Genomic DNA, 18,795 nt, shown 5'->3' on the forward strand with positions numbered 1-18,795 from the left:
TGTGGATGGTGAGTCAAGACATCGGGCCTGCGGCCATTAGGCTGAGGCGGTGACTCCGGAACAGCTCGCTGAGAAGATCCTGCAGGCCCTGGCCGCGCTCGCCGACGACGGCGCCATCACCGTCGAGGGCGGGCTGCCGCGCGAGCTGAAGGTCGAGCGGCCCAAGAACCCCGAGCACGGGGACTACGCCACCAACGTCGCCATGCAGCTCGGCAAGCGGTCCGGGATGAATCCGCGCCAGTTCGCCGAGCTGCTCGCCGCCAAGCTGCAGGACGACGACGCGATCACCGCCGTCGAGATCGCCGGCCCCGGTTTCATCAACCTTCGGGTCGCCGCCGACGCCCAGGGCAAGATCGCCCAGTCGATTCTCGACGCGGGCCCGGCGTACGGCACCAGCGACAGCCTGCAGGGCCGCACGATCAACGTCGAGTTCATCTCGGCCAATCCGACCGGCCCGCTGCACCTGGGTCACACCCGGTGGGCTGCCGTCGGCGACGCGCTCGCCCGGGTGCTGTCCGCGGCCGGGGCCAGCGTCACCCGCGAGTTCTACATCAACGACCGCGGCAACCAGATGGACAAGTTCGGCGCCAGCCTGAAGGCCGCGGCGAACGGCGAGCCGATCCCCGAGGACGGGTACCACGGGGAGTACATCCTGGACCTGGCCAAGCAGATCGTCGCCGAGGTGCCGGGCATCACCGAGTTGCCGGACGACGAGCAGGCCGTCGCGTTCCGCGAGGCCGGGTACGAGCGTCAGCTCAAGGAGCAGCAGGCCCAGCTGGAGCATTTCCGGACCAAGTTCGACGTGTGGTTCTCGGAGCGCAGCCTGCACGAGCAGGACGGCGTCGGCCACGCGATCCAGAAGCTCCGCGAGCAGGGTCATCTGTACGAGGCCGACGACGCGCTCTGGATGCGGACGACGGACTTCACCGACGACAAGGACCGGGTCCTGATCCGCTCGAACGGCGAGCCGACGTACTTCGCCTCCGATGCGGCCTACTACGTGAACAAGCGCGACCGTGGCTTCGAGACCTGCGTCTACATGCTCGGCGCCGACCACCACGGTTACGTGAACCGGCTGAAGGCCATCGCGGCCTGCGCCGGGGACGATCCGCAGTACAACATCGAGGTTCTGATCGGCCAGCTGGTGAAGATCCTCAAGGGCGGCGAGGAGATGAAGCTGTCCAAGCGGGCCGGCACGATCGTCACGCTCGCCGAGCTGGTCGAGGAGGGCGGCGTCGACCCGCTGCGCTACACGCTGTGTCGCTACCCGGCCGACTCCCCGCTGACGCTGGACATCGAGGAGATGACCCGCCAGGCCAGCGAGAACCCGGTCTACTACGTCCAGTACGCGCACGCCCGGCTCGCCTCGATCCTGCGGAACGCCGATGAGCTCGGCATCAAGCTCGACGAGTTCGACCCGGGTCTGCTCAGCCACGAGCGCGAGGGCGACCTGCTCCGCGCGCTGGCCGAGTTCCCGCGCATCGTCGCCACTTCGGCCGAGTTGCGGGAGCCGCACCGGGTCGCGCGCTACCTCGAGGACACCTCGGCCGCGTTCCACAAGTTCTACGACAGCTGCCGCGTGCTGCCGCGCGGCGACGAGGAGGTCGAGCCGGTGCACAAGGCTCGCCTGACCCTGGTCGCCGCGACCCGGACCGTGCTCGCCAACGGGCTGGACCTGCTCGGCGTCACCGCACCGGAGCGGATGTGAGGGCCCACGAGGCGGGCGCGCTGCACGCCGACATCGGCCACAAGGCGCCGCCGTGGCTGCGCGCGCCCCGCGATCCCAACGACCTGGTCACCTCGCTCTGGTCGACCAACGCCAAGAAGAACGGCGAAGGCGCCCTCGAGGTCGGCGGTGTCGACGTCCGTGACCTGGTCGCCGAGCACGGCAGCCCGGCGTACGTGCTGGACGAGGACGACTTCCGCGCCCGGGCCCGCGCGTTCAAGCACGGTTTCAAGGACTTCGACGTCTACTACGCCGGCAAGGCTTTTCTTTGTACGACGGTTGTCCGCTGGGTGCTGGAAGAGGGCCTGAACCTGGACATCTGCAGCGGGGGAGAGCTGGCCGTCGCTTTGCGCGCCGGCGCGGACCCTCGGCGGCTCGGCTTTCATGGCAACAACAAGTCCGAGTCCGAGCTGGCCCGGGCACTCGAGGCGGGTGTCGGCAGGATCATCGTCGACTCGCAGGACGAGATCACCCGGCTGATCGCGCTCGCCGGTGAGCGCGACGTCGTCGCACCGGTGATGATCCGGGTCACCGCCGGAGTCGAGGCGCACACCCACGAATACATCGCGACCGCGCACGAGGACCAGAAATTCGGCTTCTCGATCACCTCCGGCGCCGCGTTCGAAGCCGTTGCCCGAGTCAACGAAGCGCCGGAGCTGGAGCTGCTCGGCCTGCACTCGCACATCGGGTCGCAGATCTTCGACTCGTCCGGGTTCGAGGTCGCGGCCAAGCGCGTGATCGCCTTGCACGCAAGGGTTTCCGAGGAGCTCGGCGTCGACATGCCCGAGCTCGACCTGGGTGGCGGGTTCGGGATCGCCTACACGACCCAGGACGATCCGTCCGACCCCGCGCAGCTCGCGACCGAGATGGGCAAGATCGTCGAGCACGAGTGCCGCGCGTTCGGCGTCGACGTGCCGAAGGTGTCGATCGAGCCCGGTCGCGCGATCGTCGGACCGGCCGTCTGCACGGTCTACTCGGTCGGCACGGTCAAGGAGGTCGAGCTCGACGCGGGCGCCGCGCGCACGTACGTGTCGGTCGACGGTGGCATGAGCGACAACATCCGTACGGCGCTCTACGACGCCGACTACTCCTGCACGCTGGCGAATCGCTACTCCGATTCCGGGCCGACGCTCGCCCGCGTGGTCGGCAAGCACTGCGAGGCCGGTGACATCGTCGTACGCGACGAGTTCGTGCCGTCGGATGTGCGGCCGGGTGACCTCATCGCCGTGCCGGGGACAGGCGCGTACTGCCGGTCGATGGCGAGCAACTACAACCACGTCCCGCGGCCACCGGTGATCGCGGTCAAGGACGGTCGCACCCGCGTCGTCGTACGGCGTGAGACCGAAGACGACCTGCTCGCACTCGACATGGGGGCCGAATGAACGACAAACCTCTCAAGGTGGGCCTGCTCGGTTGTGGTGTGGTCGGCACCGAAGTGGTGCGGATCCTGACCGAGCAGGCTGACCATCTGGCGGCCCGAGTGGGTGCGCGGCTGGAGATCGCCGGCATCGCCGTCCGACGGGCCGGACGCGAGCGCGACATCGCCGTCGACCCCGCGCTGATCACGACCGACGCGCAGGCCCTGGTCTCACGCGGCGACCTGGACCTCGTGATCGAGGTCATCGGTGGACTCGAGCCGGCCCGCGGGCTGATCCTGACCGCGCTCGAGCACGGAGCCTCCGTCGTCACGGCGAACAAGGCGCTGCTGGCCGAGGACGGCCCGACGCTGTTCGCGGCCGCGGAGAAGTACGAGCGCGACCTGTACTTCGAAGCCGCCGTGGCCGGCGCGATCCCGATCCTGCGGCCGCTGCGGGAGTCGCTGGCCGGTGACGACGTGATGCGGGTGATGGGCATCGTCAACGGCACCACGAACTACATCCTCGACAAGATGGACAGCACCGGCGCCGGGTTCGACGAGTCGCTGGAAGAGGCCCAGGCACTCGGGTACGCCGAAGCCGACCCGACTGCGGACATCGAGGGGTTCGACGCGGCTGCGAAGGCCGCCCTGCTGGCGAGTTTGGCCTTCCACACCAGGGTTTCCATCGCCGACGTCCACCGCGAGGGCATCACCGAGGTGACCGCGACCGACATCGCCTCGGCCCGCGAGATGGGCTGCGTGGTGAAGTCGCTGGCGATCTGTGAGCTGGACGAGGCGACCGACTCGGTCAGCGCCCGGGTGTATCCGGCGATGATCCCGGTCACCCACCCGTTGGCCAGTGTTCGGGACGCGTACAACGCCGTGTTCGTGGAAAGTAAGGCAGCCGGCCAGCTGATGTTCTATGGTCGTGGTGCCGGCGGTGCCCCGACGGCCAGTGCCGTCCTCGGGGATCTGGTGTCCGCCGCGCGCAACCGGCTCAAGGGCGTGCCGGGGGTCGGCGAGTCGTCGTACACCCAGCGGGCCGTGCGGCCGATGGGCGACGCGATGACCCGCTACCACGTGTCGCTGGACGTGGCCGACAAGGCCGGTGTGCTGGCGGCGGTGGCCCAGGCCTTCGCGGAGCAGGACGTGTCGATCCAGACCGTGCGCCAGGAAGGCCGGGGCAGTGACGCTCAGTTGGTGGTGGTCACCCACACCGCGACCGACGCTGCGTTGTCCACCACCGTGGAGGTCCTGCGCGGCATGGACATCGTCCGGGAAGTCAGCAGTGTGATGCGGGTAGAAGGCGGGTAGATCGGGATGAGTCAGCAGCGACCCCACCAATGGCGTGGCGTGATCGAGGAATACCGGGACCGGTTGCCGGTGTCGAACGACACCCCGGTCGTCACGCTCGGCGAGGGCGGTACGCCGCTGGTGGCCGCGCAGTGGCTCAGCGAGCGGACCGGCTGCGAGGTCTGGCTCAAGGTCGAGGGGAACAACCCGACCGGCTCGTTCAAGGACCGCGGCATGACGGTCGCGATCTCGCTGGCCGCGCAGGCCGGTGACAAGGCCGTCGTCTGCGCCTCGACCGGCAACACGTCGGCATCGGCGGCGGCGTACGCCGTTCGGGCCGGACTGATCCCGCTCGTGCTGATCCCGGCCGGCCGGATCGCGAAGGGGAAGCTGGCCCAGGCCGTCGTTCATGGCGCCAAGCTGGTCTCGATCGACGGCGGGTTCGACGACTGCCTGCGGATCGTCCGCGAGCTCGGCAAGCACTACCCGGTCGCCCTGGTGAACTCGGTCAACCCGGTCCGCCTGGAAGGTCAGAAGACCGCGGCGTTCGAGGTGTGCGACGCGCTCGGCGACGCCCCCGATCTGCACCTGCTCCCGGTTGGTAACGCGGGCAACATCGCGGCATACTGGAAGGGATACCAGGAGTACGCGAAGGACAAGCTCGCCTCGAAAACCCCGCAGATGTGGGGATTCCAGGCCGAGGGCGCGGCTCCGATCGTTCGTGGTGCGATCGTCGAGAGGCCCGACACCGCCGCCACCGCGATCCGCGTGGGGAACCCGGCCTCCTGGACGCTCGCCGAGAACGCTCGCGACGAGTCCGGCGGCCGGATCGAGATGGTGACCGACGAACAGATCCTGACCGCACAGGGCGAGCTCGCCGCGCGCGAAGGCGTCTTCGTCGAGCCCGCCTCGGCCGCGGGCGTCGCCGGACTCCTGCACGCGAAGGCGCAGGGCTGGCTGCCCGGTGGCTCGACCGTGGTGATCACCGTCACAGGCCACGGCCTGAAGGACATCGACACCGCGCTCGACCACGCGAAAGCGGATGAGTCCCCGGTCACACCCGCCGATACCGACGCCGTCGCCCGCGTCGCCGGGCTGGCCTGATGCCGGACCAGGTGCGGGTCCGGGTGCCCGCGACCAGCGCGAACCTCGGTCCTGGCTTCGACGCGTTCGGCCTCGCACTGACCTTGTACGACGAACTGATCGTGACGCCGGGCGGATCCGGCGTCCGCATCGAGGTGGTCGGTGCGGGGGAGGGTGAGGTATCGCTCGACGAGTCCCATCTGGTTGTTCAAGCGGTCCAGTACGGCCTGAAGGCGCTGGGGGCCGACGTACCGGGTTACTCGCTGGTGTGCGAGAACAGCATCCCGCATGGTCGTGGGCTCGGGTCGTCGTCGGCGGCGATCGTCGGCGGACTGGCCGCGGCCTATGGATTGGCCGATGAACAGCTCGATCGCGATCGGGTGGTCGCGCTCGCGACGGAGCTCGAAGGGCACCCCGACAATGTTGCGGCCTGTGCCCTTGGTGGGTTCACGATCGCTTGGAGTGAAGGCGATACGGGCAAGGCGGTGCGGCTCGACGTGAAGGAGCCGGTGGTCGCGCTCGCCTACGTGCCCGACCATCGCGTGCTGACGAAACAGGCCCGCGGATTGCTGCCGGACGCCGTACCGCATCGTGATGCCGCCGCGAACGCAGGCCGGGCCGCGTTGCTGGTCGCGGCCTTGACCGGGCGGCCGGAACTGCTGCTGACGGCGACCGAGGATCGACTGCATCAGGAGTATCGCGAGGCCGCGATGCCGGAGAGTCTTGCGCTGATGCACAAGCTTCGGGGCAGCGGTTTGCCGGCCGTCGTCAGCGGTGCGGGTCCGACCGTGCTCGTACTGGGCGGCCCAGACCGGTCCAGGGACCACACCCCGGCCGCGCCGGACGGCTGGACCCGGTACGACCTGGGCATCGATCCAGTCGGCGTACAGGTCTGGTCGCTCGAGGCGGGGTAGATCGATCCATCCGGATTTCGCGCTCGGGAATGATGGACAACTGACACGCGTTGATCCACCTGAGGCAGCAGTTCGACCCGTTGTGGTGCTAGTCTCGACTCACCCGATCCCCTCCAGGTGATCGGTGAACTCTCGTCACGATCCGGGCTGTGCTCCCGGCACCCTGTGTTGTGTGGCGACCCCCCTGTGGATTTGACCTTGCGCCGCCTGCGCCGGAGATGTCCGGGGGGACTCAGATCGAACGAGAGCCTCTTTGATGCCCGCGTGCCCGTTTTGTCGGTCGTGGGTGATGAAACTTGGTCGATGTGCTTTCGGAAACATCGACAATCCGTGTGGGAAGGACCTCACGTGACAGAAACTGTAGAAGCCTCCAGCGCGCCTACCGGCGACGCCGCTACCGCGACGCGTCGTCGCAAGGCCGGAGGCGGCCTCGAGGGCATGCTGCTCCCCGAGCTCAAGCAGCTCGCAGGGACGCTCGGCATCAAGGGCACCGGCGCTCTGCGCAAGGGCCAGCTGATCGAGGCGATCAAGGCCGCCCAGACGGGCGGCTCCACCGGTGGTGGCCGGGCGAAGGCGACGCAGCCGACGCTCGACGAGGCCGTCGCCGGTGCTGCTGATGGTGCTACTCGGGCGCCGGCGGCGAAGACCGCGGCGCCGGCCAAGCGCGAGGGTGGCAGTCGCCGGACCCGCGCGGCCGCCGAGAAGGACTCCTCGGCCCAGAACGGTTCCACCCCTGAAGCCGCCGTTGTTGCCGTCGAAGCACCGGCCGCTGCCTCCCAGAACGGGAGCGCCGCCGCCGTGCAGAACGGCGTCGCGACGGCCGAGCCGAAGGTCGACCAGGGTGCGGACAACCGCGCCGACGACCGCGGCGACAGCCAGGGTCGCAGCCGCGACCGCCAAAGGGACACCCAGCGGGACAACCAGCGCGACGGGCGGGACGCCCGCGACACGCGCGATCGCAACCGTGACACCCAGAGCCGCGACAACCAGAGCAGGGACACCCAGAACCGGGACACCCAGAACCGGGACGGCAACCGCGACACCCAGGCCCGCGACAACCGCGACGGCCAGGCGCGCGACAACCAGGCCCGTGACGGCCGGGACTCGCAGCGGGACAACCGCGGTGACAACCAGCGGAACCGCCAGGACCAGAACGCGCGGAACACCACCGCTCGCGACGACGACCGGGGTGAGGACGGCGACAGCCGTCGTCGTCGCCGCCGGGGCCGCGACCGGGACCGCAACAGCCGCGACGGTGGCGCCCAGACCGGTCGTGACACCGCCCCGAGCCGCAACCGCGGCCGCGGTGAGCGGTTCGACCCGGAGCCGACGATCAGCGAGGACGACGTCCTCGTCCCGGCCGCCGGCATCCTCGACGTACTCGACAACTACGCGTTCGTCCGGACCAGCGGCTACCTGCCCGGCCCGAACGACGTGTACGTCGCCCTCTCGATGGTGAAGCGTTACGGCCTGCGCAAGGGCGACGCGATCACCGGCGCGGTCAAGCAGCCGCAGGAGGGTGAGCGCAAGGAGAAGTTCAACCCGCTGGTCCGGATCGACACCGTCAACGGTGCGGACCCGGAGATTGCCAAGCAGCGGCAGGACTTCAACAAGCTGACCCCGCTGTACGCGACCGAGCGGCTCCGCCTGGAGACCGAGCCCGGGGTGCTCACCACCCGGATCGTCGACATCGTCAGCCCGATCGGCAAGGGCCAGCGCGGCCTGATCGTCTCGCCGCCGAAGGCCGGCAAGACGATGGTGCTGCAGGCGCTCGCGAACGCGATCACCACGAACAACCCCGAAGTGCACCTGATGGTCGTGCTGGTGGACGAGCGGCCCGAAGAGGTCACCGACATGCAGCGCACGGTCAAGGGCGAGGTCATCGCCTCGACGTTCGACCGTCCGGCCGACGACCACACCACGGTCGCGGAGCTGGCGATCGAGCGGGCCAAGCGGCTGGTCGAGCTCGGCCACGACGTCGTCGTCCTGCTCGACTCGATCACCCGGCTGGGACGCGCCTACAACATCGCGGCCCCGGCCAGCGGCCGGATCCTGTCCGGTGGTGTCGACTCGTCGGCGCTGTACCCGCCGAAGCGGTTCTTCGGTGCGGCCCGCAACATCGAGGACGGCGGTTCGCTGACCATCCTCGCGACCGCGCTGATCGAGACCGGCTCGAAGATGGACGAGGTGATCTTCGAGGAGTTCAAGGGCACCGGCAACATGGAGCTGCGCCTGCGTCGCGAGTTCGCCGACCGCCGGATCTTCCCGGCGATCGACGTGGTCGCCTCCGGTACCCGCCGCGAAGAGCTGCTGATGTCCAAGGACGAGACCCAGGTGGTCTGGAAGCTGCGCCGGGTCCTCTCGGCCCTCGACGGCCAGGCCGCCCTCGAGCTCCTGATCGGCAAGCTCAAGGAGAGCAAGTCGAACATCGAGTTCCTGCTGCAGGTCAACAAGACGACCCCGTCAGCCGGAAATGGTCACAGCACGACCAACGGCGACTGAAAGACGGCTCGATTACCAGTTTGCCGCCGGTGGGTGGCAAACTGGTCTGTCGGTTCCGGTTCACGTTCGCGCCGCGGGCGACCCGGAGCATCTGAAACCTAGGAGATTGTCTTGAAGAGCGACATCCACCCGAACTACGTGGCGACCAAGGTGACCTGCACCTGCGGCGCCTCGTTCGAGACGCACTCGACCGCGGAGAACGGCGTGATCCACGCCGACGTGTGCTCGCAGTGCCACCCCTTCTACACCGGCAAGCAGAAGATTCTCGACACCGGTGGCCGGGTGGCCCGCTTCGAGAAGCGCTACGCGAAGAAGTAGCTTTCCTGCCGCGCGTTCGGTCCCGCAGATTTCTGCGGGACCGGCGCGCGGTTTGTCATGTCAGCCAGTACCTAGGAAGGAGTGCGGGATGTTCGAAGCGGTTCAGACGCTCAAGGCTGAGTACGGCGAGCTCGAGCGGCAGATGTCGGATCCCGAGCTGCACTCCGACCAGGCCAACGCCCGCCGGGTCGGCAAGCGGTACGCCGCGCTCGCGCCGGTCGTCCGCACGTACGACGAATGGCTGCAGACCGCCGACGACATCGAGGCGGCGCGTGAGCTGGCGCACGAGGACCCGGCCTTCGCCGACGAGGCGACCAAGCTCGAGCACCGTCGCGACGAGCTCGCCGAGAAGCTGCAGGTGCTGCTGGTCCCGCGCGACCCGAGCGACGACAAGGACGCGATCCTCGAGATCAAGGCCGGTGAGGGCGGCGACGAGTCGGCCCTGTTCGCCGGCGATCTGCTGAAGATGTACCTGAAGTACGCCGAGTCGCAGAACTGGAAGACCGAGATCCTCGACTCCGCCGAGTCCGACCTGGGTGGGTACAAGTCGATCACCGTCGCCGTGAAGGCGAAAGGGACCCCCGAGCCGGGTGAGGCGCCGTACGCGAAGCTCAAGTTCGAAGGTGGCGTGCACCGCGTACAGCGGGTGCCGGTGACCGAGTCGCAGGGCCGGATCCACACGTCCGCCGCCGGAGTGCTGGTGTTGCCGGAGGCTGAGGACGTCGACGTCGAGATCGATCAGAACGACCTGCGCATCGACGTGTTCCGGTCGTCCGGTCCTGGTGGACAGAGCGTCAACACGACGGACTCCGCCGTACGCATCACGCACCTGCCGACCGGCATCGTGGTCTCGATGCAGAACGAGAAGTCCCAGCTGCAGAACCGTGAGCAGGCCATGCGAGTGCTGAGGTCCCGCCTGCTCGCCGCGGCCCAGGAAGCCGCCGACCAGGAGGCGTCCGACGCCCGCCGGTCGCAGATCCGGACCGTCGACCGCTCGGAGCGGATCCGCACCTACAACTTCCCGGAGAACCGGTTCTCCGACCACCGCGTCGGCTACAAGGCGCACAACCTCGACCAGGTCCTTGGCGGCGAGCTTGCGCCGGTCATCCAGGCACTGACCGAAGCCGACCTGGCCGCCCGCCTCGAGGCCGTCGACTCGAAATGACACCGCGCGCGCTGGTCGCCGACGCGGCGGCCCGGCTGGCCGAGGCGGGCGTTGCCTCACCCGAGTACGACGCCGCCGAGCTGCTCGCCTTCGTCACCGGATCGAGCCGCCTACACCTGTCGACGCCGACAGACGACCAACGCCGTGCGTACGACGCTCTGATCGCCCGTCGAGCCGCCCGTGAGCCTCTGCAACACCTGACCGGTACGGCGGCCTTCCGCTATCGCGAGCTGGTCGTCGGACCGGGGGTGTTCGTGCCGCGACCGGAGACCGAGGTGATGGTCGGCTGGATCCTCGACCGCATCGCCGACATCAAGCAGCCGCTGGTGGTCGACCTCTGCTCCGGCTCCGGTGCGATCGCCGGCGCCATCGCCACCGAGCGCCCCGACAGCATCGTCCACGCGGTCGAGCTGTCACCCGAGGCCTGCGTGTGGGCCCGACGCAATCTCGCCGGCACCGGCGCCGTACTCCATGAGCGCGACATCGACGGCTGCCTGCCCGAGTTCGACGGTGTCGTCGACGCGGTGATCAGCAATCCGCCGTACATCCCTTTGACTGCGTGGGAATCCGTCACCGCCGAGGTCCGCGACCACGACCCCGCCCTCGCCCTGTGGTCCGGCGACGACGGCCTCGACGAGATCAAGGTCGTTGCCGCCACCGCCGGTCGGCTCTTGAAGCCCGGCGGCTGGTTCGCCTGCGAACATGCCGATGTCCAAGGCGAATCCGCGCCGGCCGTCTTCGCCGCCACCGCCGATTTCACCGAGGTCCGCGACCAGCTCGACCTCTCCGGCCGCCACCGCTTCGCCACCGGCCGTCGCGTCTGACTACTCGTAAACCACGAACTCGGGACGTGGCCTCAGCGCGAGGACCTGGGGCGGGGTCATCAGCGCGCCGTGGCGGGTGTCTTCGGTGTAGAAGAGCTTGAACCCGGCGTGCACGCCGACCGGGAGCTTGGTGGTCAGTTTCGTCCAGGTCTTCAGTTTGTCGGCGCGGGCGCCGATGCCGTCGACGGACTTGATCGTCACGACGCCCGGATGTTTCTTCAGCGCCTGTTCATTGCTGACGATCCGCGCCGACAGCTGATGGAACACGAACACCTTCTCCGGCAGCTTGTTGGTCTGTACCAGTCCCGACAGGTACGACGCGATGCCGTCGAGCTCCGCGCCCGTCGTACGGCCGAAGACCCGGCCCGGCACCTGTCCTGGCCCGACGGCCCACTCCGGATCGAACGCCAGGCCGACATCCGGCTCCTTCAGCCAGCGCTCCAGCCGCTTGACCTCCGGCAGGATCTTGGCCCGCCCCGGTTGGATGTCGAGCAGCAACAGCATCCGGTGCTTGCGGGCGACCGTCAGGTACGCCTCGATCGCCGAGTCCGGCAACCGCCCGCGGTACATCCCGTCCTTGCCCCGGGATCCCTTCGCCACAACGGCAATCAGCTCCATCACCGGCAGCGGCGTACGTCCGGACGCATAGGCCTTGGACAGCTGCTCGAGCTTGTCCGCCTTCGCGTCGAGGTCCTGGTCCAGCGGCCCGAGTGCGGGTGAGCCGGGCAACCCGACATAACCAACCAGTTGGTAGGTGGGAAAGATCGTTCGCCCACCGCGCGGCAGTTCGCCATCGGCCGGGGGAGTCGGCGGTGGACTCGCGCTCGGACTGCGAGTCGTCGGTGCGGGCGTGGAATCGCTGCGCGCGGGCTCATCGGTACACGCCGCCACCGTCAGGAGGACGGCGGCCAGCACCCCACAGACTCTCCGCACGGCACCAGGTAACCACTTAAGCGGCAGGACTTGTACGGGCCAGCCCGCCCGCGGCGCGTGCGATCACCGACTCCTGCCCGTCGTCGAGCGCAAGCTCGAGCGCGCGGGCGAAATGCGGCCGCGCCTGGGTGAGATCGCCCTTCGCCAGCAGTGTTTCCGCAAGCCGCAGATGCGCGTTCTGCTCTGCCTGTTGGGAGTCACTTTCCAACGCCAGCGCCAGCGACCGGCGTCCGACGTCCAGTGCCTCGGCCCACTGCTCGTGTCGGGTGAACGCCGTACTCAGGAACGCATACGTGTAGATCAGGCTGTAGTCGGACCCACGCTCGAGCCCGATGGCCAGTGCGGTGGTCAGAGCCGTCACGGCCTCGTCCACGCGGTCCAGCCCGAGCAGGCACTCACCGATCCCATTCAGCACCTCAGCCTGAACAGACAGGTCGTCAGCCTGTTGGGCCAGCCGCAGTGACTCCTCGTACGACGCCAACGCCTGAGCGAACTCCTGGCGGTCCCCATAGGCCGCGCCGAGATACGCCAGCACCCGGGACGCGATGCTCAAGTCACCGGAATCGCGGGCCACCGCAAGGGCCTCGGCGAGTACGGCGATGGCCTCGGCGTCCGGATTCACCTTCGCAAGGCTGTAGCCGATGGACGCGAGCAGTCGTGCGCGCAGTGCGGGCTCAGCGTCCGCCGGCAGCTTCTCCCGGGCCTCCTGGAGCGTACGCAGACTCGCCTCGGCACCCAGGCGGTAGCGGCCGAGGCTACCGATCGACATCAGCACGCGTGACTCGGCTTCCGGATCCACGTCCCGGGCAGCGGCGCGCAGTGCCAGGGCGAGCGCCTCATCCATCTCATAGATCCGGCCCCGCTGGTAGAAACACGACGCCACGGCCAGTCCGAGGCGCCAGGCGTGTTCCAGGCTGTTGTGTGCCTCGGCGTACCGGAGCGTCGCCAGCACGTTGGCGCCCTCGGCGTCGATCCACTCCAGCCCGGTGGAAGGCGGGGGAGCCTGCGGCCGGCTGCTGAAGATCGCCGCACTCGCCTCTTCGGTGGCGTAGAGGTAGTAGTCGAGCAAACGCCGTACCGCGTCCGGCTCCGCGTCCAGTGTCCCGGCGTACTGGCGTAGCAGGTCGTGGAACTGGAATCGGCCCGGCCGTAGCTGCAGCAGCAGGTTGGCATCCACCAACTGCTCCAGCAGGTCTTCCGCGTCGACCGGGTCCAGTTGGGCCAGTGCGGCTGCGGCGTCCACCTCGATGTCCTGCCCGGTCATCACACCGAGCAGCCGGAAGAGACGCTGCTGGTCTGGCGGCAGATGCTCGTAGGACAAGGCGAAAGCAGGGGAGACGCCACCGCTGTCGGTGCTGAGCTCCGCAAGTCGCCTGTCCTCGGCGTCGAGCCGCTTGCTCAGGTGCTCGATCGTCCAGCTAGGTCGATGCCGCAGCCGCGACCCAGCCACCCGGATAGCCAACGGCAAATGGCCGCACTGGCTCACGACGGCTTCTGCGGCCGCAGAATCACCGGTGCGGTCCGCCCCGACGATCTCAGCCAGCAAAGCGCGCGCATCCTCCGGGCGCAGTACGTCGAGTGCCAGCCGGGCAGTCGCGTCCAGACCGGTCAGCTGCCGCCGGCTGGTCACAATGACCCCGCAACTCGGACTGCCGGCCAACAACGGCCGCACTCCATCGCTATCCCGCGCATTGTCCAGTACGACGAGAATCCGCCGGCCAGCCAGCTCAGAACGCCACAGCGCCGCCCGTTCCTCCAGGTCGGCCGGGATCCGGTCAGCCGGGACAGAAAGCGTGCGTAGCAACCGATCCAGGGCCTCCAGCGCGGACACCGGCTCACGCCCCGGGGTGAACCCGTGCAGGTCGATGAACAGCCGACCGTCCGGGTACACGTCGGCCAGCTGCCGAGCCGACCGCACAGCGAGCGCTGACTTCCCCACACCGGCCATGCCGTCGATCGCCACCACCGCGGGACCTGGAGTGGACATCGCATCGACCACCTGGCGCAGTGCGTCTTCACGACCGACGAACGCGGCACCGTCGTACGGAAGCTCGTCCCGGACAGCTGGGCGGACGGCTGATGCCGGGTCATCCTCGTTCTGCAGGATGCGTTCGTGGATAGCGCGCAGCGCGGAACCGGGCTCAACGCCGAGCTGCTCGACCAGCTCCTTGCGCGTCCGCGTGTAGGTCTCGAGTGCCTCTGAGGTCCGTCCGCTGCGCCAGTACGCCAGCATCAGCTGGCCGGCGAACTGCTCGCGCAGTCGGTCCTCCTCGACCAGTGCGACCAGCTCCGGCACGAGATCGCCGTACCGGCCGCGTTCGAGGTCGAGCTCGATCCGCTCGGCCAGCACCTTCAACCTGCGCTCGATCAGCCGGTGCCGCTGCACAGTGAGGTAGTGCCCGGCCAGTCCGGTCAGAGGCTCGCCCGTAAAGAGCGCGAGCGCCTCTGCCAGGCTGGCCGCGGCTTCGTCCTTGTCCTCACTCGCATGCGCCGCACTGACCAGCCGCTCGAACCGGTCCAGGTCAAGAGCGTCCGGCGCGAGCCGCAAGGTGTACCCGTCCCGCGTGTGCACGAGCACGCCCTCCGGCAGCAGCTTGCGCAGCCGATAGATGTACGGCGGGACGATCTTGGCGCCCGTGGACGGTGGCGCGTCACTCCAGACCAGGTCGACCAACTCGTCCGCGGAGATCACCTGGTTGGACCGCAGCGCGAGGACAGCGAGCAGGGTCTGCTGCCGGATCGGACCGAGATCGATCCTCGCGTCACCGGACCATCCACGCAGCGGCCCGAGTAGGTCCAGCCGCAGGTTGTCGGTCACGCTGGATAGTCTTGCAGCTACACGTCGTTCAGCCTACGTAGGCGTCGATCTCGGCCAGCAGCGCGGTCTTCAGCGAATCCTCGGCGAAGGACACGCGGACGGCGGTCCTGGCCAGCTCGGCCACGCCCGCCTCGTCGAGGTCGAGCAGCTTGGCGGCAACGGCGTACTCGTTGACCAGGTCGGTGCCGAACATCGGCGGGTCGTCGGAGTTGATCGTGACCACGAGCCCGGCCTCGACCATCGCGCGCAGCGGGTGCACGTCGTACGACGCGACCGCGCGCGTCGCGATGTTGGACGTCGGACTGACCTCCAGCGGGATCCGGTGCTCACGCAGGTAGTCGACGAGCGCCGGGTCCTGCATGGCCGATGTGCCGTGGCCGATCCGCTCGGCCTTCAGGTAGCGGATCGCGTCCCAGATCGTCTCCGGCCCGGTGGTCTCGCCCGAGTGCGGCACGCTGTGCAGCCCGGCGGCGACGGCGGCCTCGAAGTGCGGTGCGAACTGCGGCCGCGGTACGCCGATCTCCGGCCCGCCCAGCCCGAATCCGACCAGCCCTTCCGGCCGGTTCTTGAGCGCGACCTCCAGGGTCGTGTCGGCGCCCGGCAGCCCGCTCTCGCCGGAGATGTCGAAGATCCAGCGCAGCGTGATGCCGAGCTCCTTCTCCGCCGCGATCCGCGCATCCTCGATCGCCTCGCAGTACGCCTCCGGCGCGATCCCACGGATGACCGACGTGTACGGCGTACAGGTCAGCTCGGCGTACCGCAGGTTCTGCGCAGCCATCTCGCGGGCGACCTCGTAGGTCAGCAGGCGGACGTCCTCGGGCGTCTTGATCAGGTCGACGACGCTCAGGTAGATGTCGATGAAGTGCGCGAAGTCGGTGAACTGGAAGTACTCCGCCAACGCAGCCGGATCGGCCGGCACCGGCGACTCCGGGTGCCGGGCGGCGAGCTCGGCAACGATCCGCGGCGAGGCGGATCCGACGTGGTGGACATGCAGCTCGGCCTTCGGCAACCCGGCAAGGAACTCACGCGACACAGTCATGACCGCGATCCTAAGGACAACCCGGCGTACGGCGATCGCAAGCTGACATCCAGGTGTCAACTTGTTCCGATCGCAGCCCGGTTGGAGTCGAGGCCCGCGTCAGTGGCACCATTCGGTGCGTGAGTGAGCGCTTCGACTTCACCGGTGACGAGCTGGCACCGGCCTACCGTGCGGCCGTGGATGCCATCGAGGTCGGTGACCTGGTGGTTCTGCCGACCGACACCGTCTACGGGATCGCCGCCGACGCCTTCAAGGCCGACGCGGTGCAGCGGCTGCTGGACGCCAAGGGCCGCGGGCGGGACATGCCGCCGCCCGTGCTGATCTCGGTGGTCGAGTCGCTGGACGCGCTCGCCACCGACATCTCCGACGCAGGCCGCAAGCTGTGCCAGGAGTTCTGGCCCGGGCCGCTGACGGTGATCTGCCATGCGCAGGTGTCACTGATGTGGGATCTGGGCGAGACCCACGGCACGGTCGCGCTTCGCGTGCCGGACCACGAGAACACCCGCGAACTGCTGTCCCGGACCGGACCGCTCGCCGTCAGCTCGGCGAACAAGTCCGGCCGCCCGGCCGCCCTCGACGTGTACGACGCCGAGGAGCAACTGCAGGACACGGTCGCGGTCTACCTCGACGGCGGCGCTGTCTCCGGCGGCCAGCCCTCGACCATCGTCGACCTGACCGGCGACACCCCGCGCCTGGTCCGCCTCGGCGCCCTCTCCCTGGACCAACTCCGCGCTGTGGTCCCCGAAGTATCCTCGGATGACGACAAGCCAACCGAAGCCCCGGCCGACGAAATTGCCGAGGCGTCGAACTCTGACGAGAAGCCAACCGAAGACACCGCCGAGACGTCCAACCCGCAGGACGAGAAGCCGACCGACCCAGATGCGAGGCCTGCGGACTAGTGCGCGAGTACCTGCTGGTCATGTTCGTGGCCATGGCCACGACCTTCGTGTTGACCGGCCTCGCCCGGACGATCGCATCGCGGTACGGCGCCGTCGCGAAGGTCCGGACCCGGGACGTGCACAAGGTCCCGATCCCGTACTTCGGCGGCGTAGCGATTCTCGGCGGCCTGATCGCCGCGTTCGCGGTCGCGTCCAGCCTCCCGTTCCTCGGCGACAGCCTGCAGGTCGCCCACGACGCCCGGGCGATCCTGATCGGCGGCGTCGTGATCTGCGCGGTCGGCGTGGTCGACGACCTCTACGAGCTCGACCCGATCACCAAGCTGGCCGGACAGGTCCTCGCCGTCGGCGTGATGGTTGTCCAAGGCATCCAGTTGTACTGGCTACCGCTCCCCGGCGGTGTGGTCTCACCATCGCCCGCGCAGCTCGCCGTACTGACGGCCGGCATCCTGCTCGTCTCCTGCAACGCGGTGAACTTCGTCGACGGCCTGGACGGATTGGCCGCCGGTGTGACCGCGATCGGCGCGACCGCGTTCTTCACCTACTCGTACCTGCTGAACGTCGAGCAGAACCTCGACCGCGCGACCACCTCGACCCTGATCACGGTCGCGCTCGCCGGTGCGTGCCTCGGCTTCCTGCCGCACAACTTCTTCCCCGCAAGGGTTTTCATGGGGGACTCCGGCTCGTTGCTGATCGGTCTGATGCTCGCCGCGTCGACGATCAGCCTGACCGGCCAGATGGACCCGAACGCCGTCCCCTACGAGGTCGGCGGCTCCAGCCTGCTGCCGGCGCTGCTGCCATTGATCCTCCCGATCGCCGTTCTCGCGATCCCGGCGCTCGACATGACGCTGGCCTACATCCGTCGTACCAAGGCGGGCCGCTCACCCTTCGCCGCCGACAAGCTGCACCTGCACCACCGGCTGATGCAACGCGGCCACTCACACCGCCGGGCCGTCCTGCTGATGTACCTCTGGACGGCCCTGATCGCGTACGGCGTGGTCGTGCTCGGACTGGTCTTGTCCTGGTGGACGGCCCTGATCGTGCTGGCCGTGACGGTCACCGCGATCCTGCTCACGACCGGCCTGCCGCACCGATCCCGGAAACCGCTCGCCCGAGTCTGAGCAGAGTCTGAGCAGAGTCTGAGCTGGAGCCCCGGCACGAACTGGTAGGGACCAGACCACTCGCCGGCGTGGCCTACCGATAAGGTGTGCCTGTACAGCGGCAGGGGCCTCGTTTTGCTGACCGTTTTGCTTACGAAGAAGACTTTGTGCTAGTTTTCACAAGCACCAGCAAAGAACAGCGACACCCCTGACCCCGCCCACCCGACGCCCTGGTCGCAAACCCGGTCGCCAGCAGGACGGAACCACCAGATGGCTCCTTCGGTCAAGAACCCGAAAGTCGCCGGCCAGCCCACCAGGCACCCGGCGCTCGCGATGCTGCGTGGCGCTTTGGTCGCCGCGCTCGTCGTCGGTGTCAACGCGACCGCGATCGCCACGATCGCCGCCGGTCTTCCCGGTCTGTGGGGAGCGTTGCTGGGGCTGCTGATGGTGATCGTCTTCTCCGGTGTCGGCCTGTTCGCGCTGCACCTGTCCCGCAAGACCTCTCCGACCATGCAGCTCGGTGTCGCAATGGCGTCGTACACGGGCCGGATCGCGATCTTCGGCGTCCTGCTCGCGGTCGCGCTGAGCTCGGACGGCCTGGCCGAGCACGTGAATCTGACCGTGCTCGGGCTGGTCGCGATGGTGGTCGTGATGGGCTGGATGGCCGGCGAGATCTGGGCCTGGTCCCGGCTCCGCGTGCCGATCTACGACCTCGACAAGGACGTGACCGCATGAGCACTGTGGGTAACGTTTTCCCAACCGTTACAACGATTGTGGCCGAGGTTACGAGCACCGATGTGACCGCTGGATGCGCGGACTGGTACGTT

The 18,795-nt window shown here is 68.5% G+C and carries 15 protein-coding genes; 12 read left to right on the top strand and 3 right to left on the bottom strand.

Annotated elements, in window-relative coordinates; genetic code table 11:
- Window positions 1-49: 49 nt before the first annotated feature.
- The 9 genes from argS (at window position 50) to prmC (ending at window position 11,182) form a co-directional block, all read left to right on the top strand.
- Complete coding sequence (gene argS, locus ACWF4Z_RS06895; RefSeq protein WP_452242007.1) at window positions 50-1,708, top strand: arginine--tRNA ligase; 1,659 nt, start codon at window positions 50-52, stop codon at window positions 1,706-1,708.
- The gene (gene lysA, locus ACWF4Z_RS06900) at window positions 1,705-3,108 is read left to right on the top strand and encodes a diaminopimelate decarboxylase (protein ID WP_452242008.1); all 1,404 of its coding nucleotides are present in this window, start codon (window positions 1,705-1,707) and stop codon (window positions 3,106-3,108) included. Before argS ends, lysA begins: the two co-directional genes overlap by 4 nt.
- Window positions 3,105-4,397 carry a homoserine dehydrogenase gene (locus tag ACWF4Z_RS06905; RefSeq protein WP_452242009.1) on the top strand — a complete coding sequence of 431 codons (1,293 nt, stop codon included), beginning with the start codon at window positions 3,105-3,107 and terminating at the stop codon, window positions 4,395-4,397. Before lysA ends, ACWF4Z_RS06905 begins: the two co-directional genes overlap by 4 nt.
- 6 nt (window positions 4,398-4,403) lie before the next feature.
- Complete coding sequence (gene thrC / locus ACWF4Z_RS06910) at window positions 4,404-5,480, top strand: threonine synthase (protein ID WP_452242010.1); 1,077 nt, start codon at window positions 4,404-4,406, stop codon at window positions 5,478-5,480.
- Entirely contained in the window at window positions 5,480-6,373 is an 894-nt protein-coding gene (gene thrB / locus ACWF4Z_RS06915; protein WP_452242011.1) for a homoserine kinase, read from the top strand. The genes thrC and thrB overlap by 1 nt, the downstream gene beginning before the upstream one ends.
- A 348-nt stretch (window positions 6,374-6,721) precedes the next feature.
- Complete coding sequence (gene rho, locus ACWF4Z_RS06920; RefSeq protein WP_452242012.1) at window positions 6,722-8,875, top strand: transcription termination factor Rho; 2,154 nt, start codon at window positions 6,722-6,724, stop codon at window positions 8,873-8,875.
- Window positions 8,876-8,986: 111 nt separating this feature from the next.
- Complete coding sequence (gene rpmE / locus ACWF4Z_RS06925; RefSeq protein ID WP_452242013.1) at window positions 8,987-9,193, top strand: 50S ribosomal protein L31; 207 nt, start codon at window positions 8,987-8,989, stop codon at window positions 9,191-9,193.
- A gap of 88 nt (window positions 9,194-9,281) precedes the next feature.
- Entirely contained in the window at window positions 9,282-10,358 is a 1,077-nt protein-coding gene (gene prfA / locus ACWF4Z_RS06930) for a peptide chain release factor 1 (protein ID WP_452242014.1), read from the top strand.
- A complete protein-coding gene (gene prmC / locus ACWF4Z_RS06935; RefSeq protein WP_452242015.1) occupies window positions 10,355-11,182 on the top strand; it encodes a peptide chain release factor N(5)-glutamine methyltransferase in 828 nt (275 codons plus the stop codon). Before prfA ends, prmC begins: the two co-directional genes overlap by 4 nt.
- Here the strand turns inward: prmC and ACWF4Z_RS06940 are convergent, their stop codons facing one another.
- Genes ACWF4Z_RS06940 through ACWF4Z_RS06950 form a run of 3 tightly spaced genes read right to left on the bottom strand, consistent with a single transcriptional unit; the run spans window position 11,183 to window position 15,972 of the window.
- The gene (locus tag ACWF4Z_RS06940) at window positions 11,183-12,115 is read right to left on the bottom strand and encodes a hypothetical protein (RefSeq protein ID WP_452242016.1); all 933 of its coding nucleotides are present in this window, start codon (window positions 12,113-12,115) and stop codon (window positions 11,183-11,185) included. It abuts the gene before it with no gap.
- A gap of 16 nt (window positions 12,116-12,131) precedes the next feature.
- The gene (locus ACWF4Z_RS06945; protein ID WP_452242017.1) at window positions 12,132-14,933 is read right to left on the bottom strand and encodes an AfsR/SARP family transcriptional regulator; all 2,802 of its coding nucleotides are present in this window, start codon (window positions 14,931-14,933) and stop codon (window positions 12,132-12,134) included.
- Window positions 14,934-14,961: 28 nt separating this feature from the next.
- A complete protein-coding gene (locus tag ACWF4Z_RS06950; protein ID WP_452242018.1) occupies window positions 14,962-15,972 on the bottom strand; it encodes an adenosine deaminase in 1,011 nt (336 codons plus the stop codon).
- A gap of 119 nt (window positions 15,973-16,091) precedes the next feature.
- Here ACWF4Z_RS06950 and ACWF4Z_RS06955 point away from each other — a divergent pair, with 119 nt between their 5' ends.
- The 3 genes from ACWF4Z_RS06955 to ACWF4Z_RS06965 all read left to right on the top strand — a co-directional run bounded on the left by ACWF4Z_RS06955 (window position 16,092) and on the right by ACWF4Z_RS06965 (window position 18,703).
- Window positions 16,092-16,871 (top strand): L-threonylcarbamoyladenylate synthase, encoded by a 780-nt coding sequence (locus ACWF4Z_RS06955; protein ID WP_452242019.1) that lies wholly within the window; start codon window positions 16,092-16,094, stop codon window positions 16,869-16,871.
- Window positions 16,871-17,989 (top strand): glycosyltransferase family 4 protein, encoded by a 1,119-nt coding sequence (locus tag ACWF4Z_RS06960; protein WP_452242020.1) that lies wholly within the window; start codon window positions 16,871-16,873, stop codon window positions 17,987-17,989. The genes ACWF4Z_RS06955 and ACWF4Z_RS06960 overlap by 1 nt, the downstream gene beginning before the upstream one ends.
- Before the next feature lie 249 nt (window positions 17,990-18,238).
- Complete coding sequence (locus tag ACWF4Z_RS06965; protein WP_452242021.1) at window positions 18,239-18,703, top strand: hypothetical protein; 465 nt, start codon at window positions 18,239-18,241, stop codon at window positions 18,701-18,703.
- Window positions 18,704-18,795 lie beyond the last annotated feature (92 nt).

Source organism: Kribbella sp. NPDC055071 (assembly GCF_053608045.1).